This window comes from Methyloglobulus morosus KoM1 (assembly GCF_000496735.2).
Taxonomy (GTDB): Bacteria; Pseudomonadota; Gammaproteobacteria; order Methylococcales; family Methylomonadaceae; genus Methyloglobulus; species Methyloglobulus morosus.
This window is the reverse complement of the sequence record NZ_AYLO01000103.1, coordinates 1-5,470: the sequence shown is the minus strand read 5'-3', so window position 1 is coordinate 5,470 and position 5,470 is coordinate 1. Positions and strand designations below refer to the sequence as shown.

Annotated in this window: 3 protein-coding genes and 1 pseudogene; all 4 read right to left on the bottom strand. The window is 49.3% G+C overall.

What is annotated here, in order from left to right:
* A pseudogene (locus MGMO_RS13520) lies at nt 1–383 on the bottom strand (hypothetical protein); the annotation flags it as partial.
* Between the two features lie 135 nt (nt 384–518).
* Nucleotides 519–1,520: a hypothetical protein gene (locus MGMO_RS13515; protein ID WP_023495616.1), complete on the bottom strand. Its 1,002-nt coding sequence runs from the start codon at nt 1,518–1,520 to the stop codon at nt 519–521.
* Nucleotides 1,521–1,580: 60 nt separating this feature from the next.
* Entirely contained in the window at nt 1,581–3,101 is a 1,521-nt protein-coding gene (locus MGMO_RS13510; RefSeq protein WP_023495615.1) for a hypothetical protein, read from the bottom strand.
* Nucleotides 3,085–5,181, bottom strand: coding sequence for a c-type cytochrome (locus MGMO_RS13505; RefSeq protein WP_036308105.1), 2,097 nt, complete (start codon nt 5,179–5,181; stop codon nt 3,085–3,087). The genes MGMO_RS13510 and MGMO_RS13505 overlap by 17 nt, the downstream gene beginning before the upstream one ends.
* Between the last annotated feature and the right edge of the window lie 289 nt (nt 5,182–5,470).

Sequence of the window (5,470 nt, the reverse complement as noted above, 5' to 3'; positions counted from 1 at the left end):
AGGCGTGTCTGGTTATTCTTCGCCCACTCGCCGGAAATCAATAAACCTAAGTGGTCCAGTTTCAGCTTGATAGTGTTTCTTGTTGGGCGATATTTATTTTGTTGCAATATCTCCTGGGTCATCCTGTTCCAGCCATTGGGATACATTTCCCAACCCTGATAAAAACGAGTGATCCAGGTTAGGTATTCATCCAGATGTTGACGATTTATATTGGTCAAATCGTTCTGGTATCGATCCAAAAAGTAAGCGCGTGGAGGTAGGTCTTCTGGCCAAGTCGATTCTTTTGCTGTATGGGTGGCGCAGCCAGTTAAGGCAAGGATTATCAGAAAACAAATTTGGCATAACTTGCCTTGAAAACGGCCAGATAGATTGTTGTATATCATAATCACCCTTGTTTGCAGCTTGATGCGCGGATTTAAACGAATCCGTTTGATAAGTGCTTTTTAAGGAATTATGGTATTCAATTTTTATTACAAGAGATTTGCACGCATAAAATATAAATTTTGTTTTTCTGTGTCCTAAGAATAGTTTTTGGTTTGGAGGCTAGCTATTAATTTCGATATGCTGAAGTGTTTCATGTCTCCCTGTCTACGATTACTCTGACAGGCGGGATTGTCGACAAAATCGTCATTACTGACGAAATTAAATCCCAAATCGCTTGCCAGGATAATTTTTTGGGTATCGGCCTGTTGTTCTTCTTTGATAGGAGGCTTGACAATAGCGGGCGCACTTTCTGTCGATGGTTGGCTTTGGGGATAAAACCACATCTGGTAAACGCTAAGGACGATTTGCATCCCCATAGATACCCCCATCAACCCGCCGCTGACGACCACGACATAAGCAAACGACGGGATGGATTTGGTGATAAACCACGAAAGCACATCCATTAGCATGGCGGCAAACGGGATTATTACCACAACCCTTTTGACGAGGATGTTCATGTCGCAAAGGATAAATATCTTGCCTACGAAAAATAAAATAAAGGCGATGCCGAATAAATGGATGTGCGACACCCGGATTAGGAACGGCAAGGTTGCGCCACCGGCCCGGGCGACTTGCGACACGCCTGGGTAATTGGTCAGGTCGGGCAGGGAGGGATTGGCGGCGGGCGAATGGCACGCGACACAGTCACGGTTCAAGATAGGGGCTATGTGGTCGAGATATTCGGGTTCCAGGGCACCGCTTTGGATCCATTTTAAGATGACCTCCCTGTCGCTTTTATATTTCAGGTTGCCTTCCATCACCCCCTTGATGGCCGTGCCCAAACGGGTTTGGTCGGGTGAGCCATGGTAATTGACCATCACGTCCTTCACGGACAAGCCCGGCTTGCCGTCGAGACCCTGTTGCGTGTAGTAAATATTGGTTAAGGCAACTAAATACCCGATGCCTATCGCCAGCAACAAGCACGTATTCAGGATCCTTTCGCTGGTGGAAATATTGCTGAACCGTCGATATTTTTCCCGCTGCAGATACGCACTTGAACGCCGGTCAAGCCCAGTTCGGTAATTTGATTCGCCCATGATATTTTCCTCAATGATAATAACTGTCTCGCCTTTCAAAGGAATCCTATTGCTTTAGCTTCAGAACGTAAACATCCACTCTGTCCGCACGCCATAATTGACTCCCGTACTTTCCTGGTCAGCCACAAAGGAATCCAGGCGCAGGACGTGGTGTGTCCCCAATGTGTGTTGATAACGGGCGCCAAAACCTATGGCACTTTCGTCCTTATCGCGTTGGGTACTGGTGCGCCCGCCGATTTCAAAGATAAGCTGGCTGTCTATCCCATCGAGAAACATCTGATAACCGATAGCTGTTCCGACGGTGTTGTTGATGGCCTTGCCGAGGGGCACGCCGTATCGTCCCATGCCCACAGGCCCATACAAAATGCCGAGATTCGCCAGTGGGCCACCTTGGTCCGGGCTGCGCGCCGCCGAGGTGAACCGACCGATGTCCCAAAAGGTATTGAAATAAACGAGGTTGTCGGAACCGGGCAAGGTAGTGGACAGTTGCGACAACAACAGTACGCCGCCCCCCACCGTTGGTGAGCCCTTGCCCTCGGGTATGGATGCGTTGACGCGAAACGTCGAGTTCAGCCAGCCAAAGCGCTGGGTCGAAGCGGCGCCCACATACCAAGCATTCTTGTCTTGATTGTCGTTAACATAAAGCAGGTCTAAGGATAGCGTGTTGTTCAAGGCGGTATCGGCTTCGGCTTCCAAGCCGAACAAGTTTGCGGAGTGTTCGTGGTTGTTGTTGGTCAGGGTATTGTTGCCGCGATTGATGTTGTTCCAGCCATACAAGCCCGTAATGCGCAGGTTTGATAGGCCGTCGAATGCCAGGGAGTTACGGGTGATGCCAACCATATCGACGATGTCGTTTGCGAGTATCCCATCCTGCAATTGCAAGCGTTGGCGACCAATTGAAAAACCGATGTCATAGGTGTGGGAATCCGTCGGGTCCAAGCCTGGAAAAATCTCCCCTATATCGCCTTCAAAATAGAGTTTGGTTAAATTGGCGTTGAAATCTTCCTGCCAGCCATCATTGTTGTGTATGGAGTTGTAGCCCGTATATCTACCGGACTGGCTGTCTAGCGGACGCATGGAAAAGAGTAGTCGCTCTGTCCCAGAAAAATTCAAGTTACCGTTCAAGTCCAACCGATTGACCCATTCAACGGTATTTCGGTTGCCATTGTCGAAATTTTGGAAAGCACTGCGGAATGTGCCGTACAACAAAAACCAGGGCTGCAGCATTTCACCTGTTGGTGACTTGATTCCTGGGCGGATGGGTCCGTTTCCAAGGAAAGGGTCTCCGATTTCCAAAAGCGGCCTGGGACGCTCAACGGGCGCAACGGGATAAGGCACGGCCTTGCTGGGTAATCGCAGTTTTTCTTTATCATCTGCGGATATCGATTTGTCGTGATAGAAATTGACTGCTGCACGGCCTTCCGGTATTGCTGTTTTTTCAGCGTGGTTCTCGATGTTTGCTGTACTGGCCGTTGTGCTCTCATCCGCCTTTACAAACGGGCAAACAAAGAGTGCGGAAACAACTACCCAACGTAGCGTTTCCAGATACGGCGTAATGTTGGGCTTAATCGATGACAACATTTCGTTCCCACAATACACGGTAAAGGTCAACCAGCTTATCGCCGATAGAACGCGCGCTAAGTCCATACTCAAAACCTGCACCCGAAATGGCGTTGATTAAATGCGGCGGAAGCTGGCCTGCCACAAGCTTGATGTTCAAGCGGTAAGGTGTCCTACCTGTCAGGAATTTAGGGTCGACGTTATAAGTTGCCCAACGGTTTCCCTTGGCTTCGATACTTTTCTTTTGCAAGCGCATGTCACGGACACCGCCAAACAATAACGAAGGTGTGTCCGAAGGCCGCACAAAAATCAATGGATTCAACGAATAGTTGGCTGGTATGACTTGTTCTCGCTCACCGCCGTGGATTGTGCCGACTAAAATGGGGGATCGCAGGTTGAAAAGCTGTTCATCCCTTGGTAGGTTGCCATCATGTACATATAAGGAGTGGGTGTCACGCACGTCCCCGTTGGGGTCGAGATCGCCGGAGCGAAACAGTTCGGCCCCGTTTGCATCGGTCACCGTGACCTGCAAAAATACATTGCGTTCGGCAATTAACCCTGAAGGTACACTGTGCCCGTCAGTCAGGTTCTTGACTTCGATATCGAATTTAAGGCCGTCGGTTTTTTCAAGGATTTTGACTTCCCCAAGACCATAGCCGTTACGCATCAAGGTAGTGGCGGCAGTCCTGTTCTCGGCCAATAATTGTAATTGTTGGTCGATGATTGCCCTCGCCGCTTTGCGTTCTTCTGGGTCTGCCCATATACCAGGGAACTTGGTGTCCTTGGGTACGTTGTTTTCAAATTTTTCTGTCCCCCAGCCTGCCTCAACGTCAAAGCTTAACCATTCCTCCGGCTTGGCAAATTCTTGGGCTTCTGGGTTAATGGGGAAAATGCCAGGATGGACTATGGAGCTGTCGGGCCCCGGAAACATGTGGTTAGTCCGACGGGCTGGACGTGTCGATTCACCGCGAACAATGGCCGCTGAAGCGGGCGGGTAATTTGACGCAATACCGGGTGTAGGGCCCATGTGACAGCTTTGGCAGGTTTCTCCGCGTTTGGCTGAAGGGGTTTGTTTGAACTCACTAAATAAATCCTCAAACCGGATGCCATTGACAAGGCGCACGTCATGGCAACGGCCACAAAATCCCGGTTGAGAAACCTGCTCCAGCAAACGTGCCTCACGATGGGTTTTGGGCGGGTTATCGGCGTGGGAGTCGAGAATACGTTTCAGTTCATCGCCTTTGCGTGGCCCGTAAATGGGGTTTCGGATGTCGCCAGGTTCCAGGGGTAAACGCCCTGTATTTTTGCCGTAGGCTTCAAGGACGCGATGGCAGGTGACACAAGTAATTCCTTCCATAGCGACTTTTGAGCGATTGCTGTTGCTCGTTAGGATAGGCTCGCCGTTTGTCATGCCTACTTCCGTATGGCAGCGTTCACAGAAATCTCCTAACGTGCCTTTAGTCAGTTTCACCAAAGTCGCTTGGTAGGCCAGGAAAGTCGGGCTTATCTGGGCGAAGGCATGGCGCGAAACTGACCATTCCCGGTAGATTTGTTGGTGACAGGCGCCACACTCCTGGGCTGAAGGAAATTCGGATTTCTTGAACAGGTCATCGTGCGCCTTATCGCTTGCTTGAGTTTTGGCAGTACCGACTAATTTCTGCCCCGCATTAAGTCCGTCTTTCATCGCTCCAAAATCAGCCCGGATAAAATTGACCAACTGCCATATTTCTTCTTTCGAAAGGGAGTTCTTGAACCCGGGCATGGGGGCACGGCCTGTCCTGATTTTGGTATAAAGTGCCCCATCAGTCTGCGCCAACACCTCTGGGCTGGTGAGGTCTGCTACTTTTTTGCCCATATAAGCCGCCATAGCCCCATCGCCTTTTCCCGTTTCCCCATGGCATTGCAGGCATTCGCGCAAATACAGTTTTTTACCTGAAGCTACTGAGTCCGTATCCAGTGCAACTGGGTTTTTGGTGCTGGCAAGCCTGGGCGATACGCGCCAATTGTCGGAGGCTTCTTGCCCAACCGCCGCAGGTGTTTGTACCAGGAGTAGGCCGAACAAAAAAACACTGATGATGTGTGGGAGCAGTTTGTCTCTCATTAAATAATCCATTCAGTAGCTCTCTGGTTGAGCTGCTATTAATTAAGTTGACCGTTCAATTACTTTAAAAAAATTCAAAAATCGGTATTTTGACAATACGCTTTGTTGCAGTTTTTGTTATGGCTGGGCTAGTTGTTCAACCGCTTATGGGATGAACGAGTGATGCTATATAAATGCCAAGCTTATATATATTCAGTGACGGTTATAGGCTACTGCTAAGCAATAAAAAATCTATACGCATAACTACCTATAAGTCTTAAACAATCCTGCCCTAGTAGCGATTCAACTC

Excerpts from the sequence above, each read along its gene's own strand:
- MGMO_RS13515 (WP_023495616.1), bottom strand. The coding sequence starts at position 1,520 with ATGGGCGAATCAAATTACCGAACTGGGCTTGACCGGCGTTCAAGTGCG.
- MGMO_RS13510 (WP_023495615.1), bottom strand. The coding sequence starts at position 3,101 with ATGTTGTCATCGATTAAGCCCAACATTACGCCGTATCTGGAAACGCTA.
- MGMO_RS13505 (WP_036308105.1), bottom strand. The coding sequence starts at position 5,181 with ATGAGAGACAAACTGCTCCCACACATCATCAGTGTTTTTTTGTTCGGC.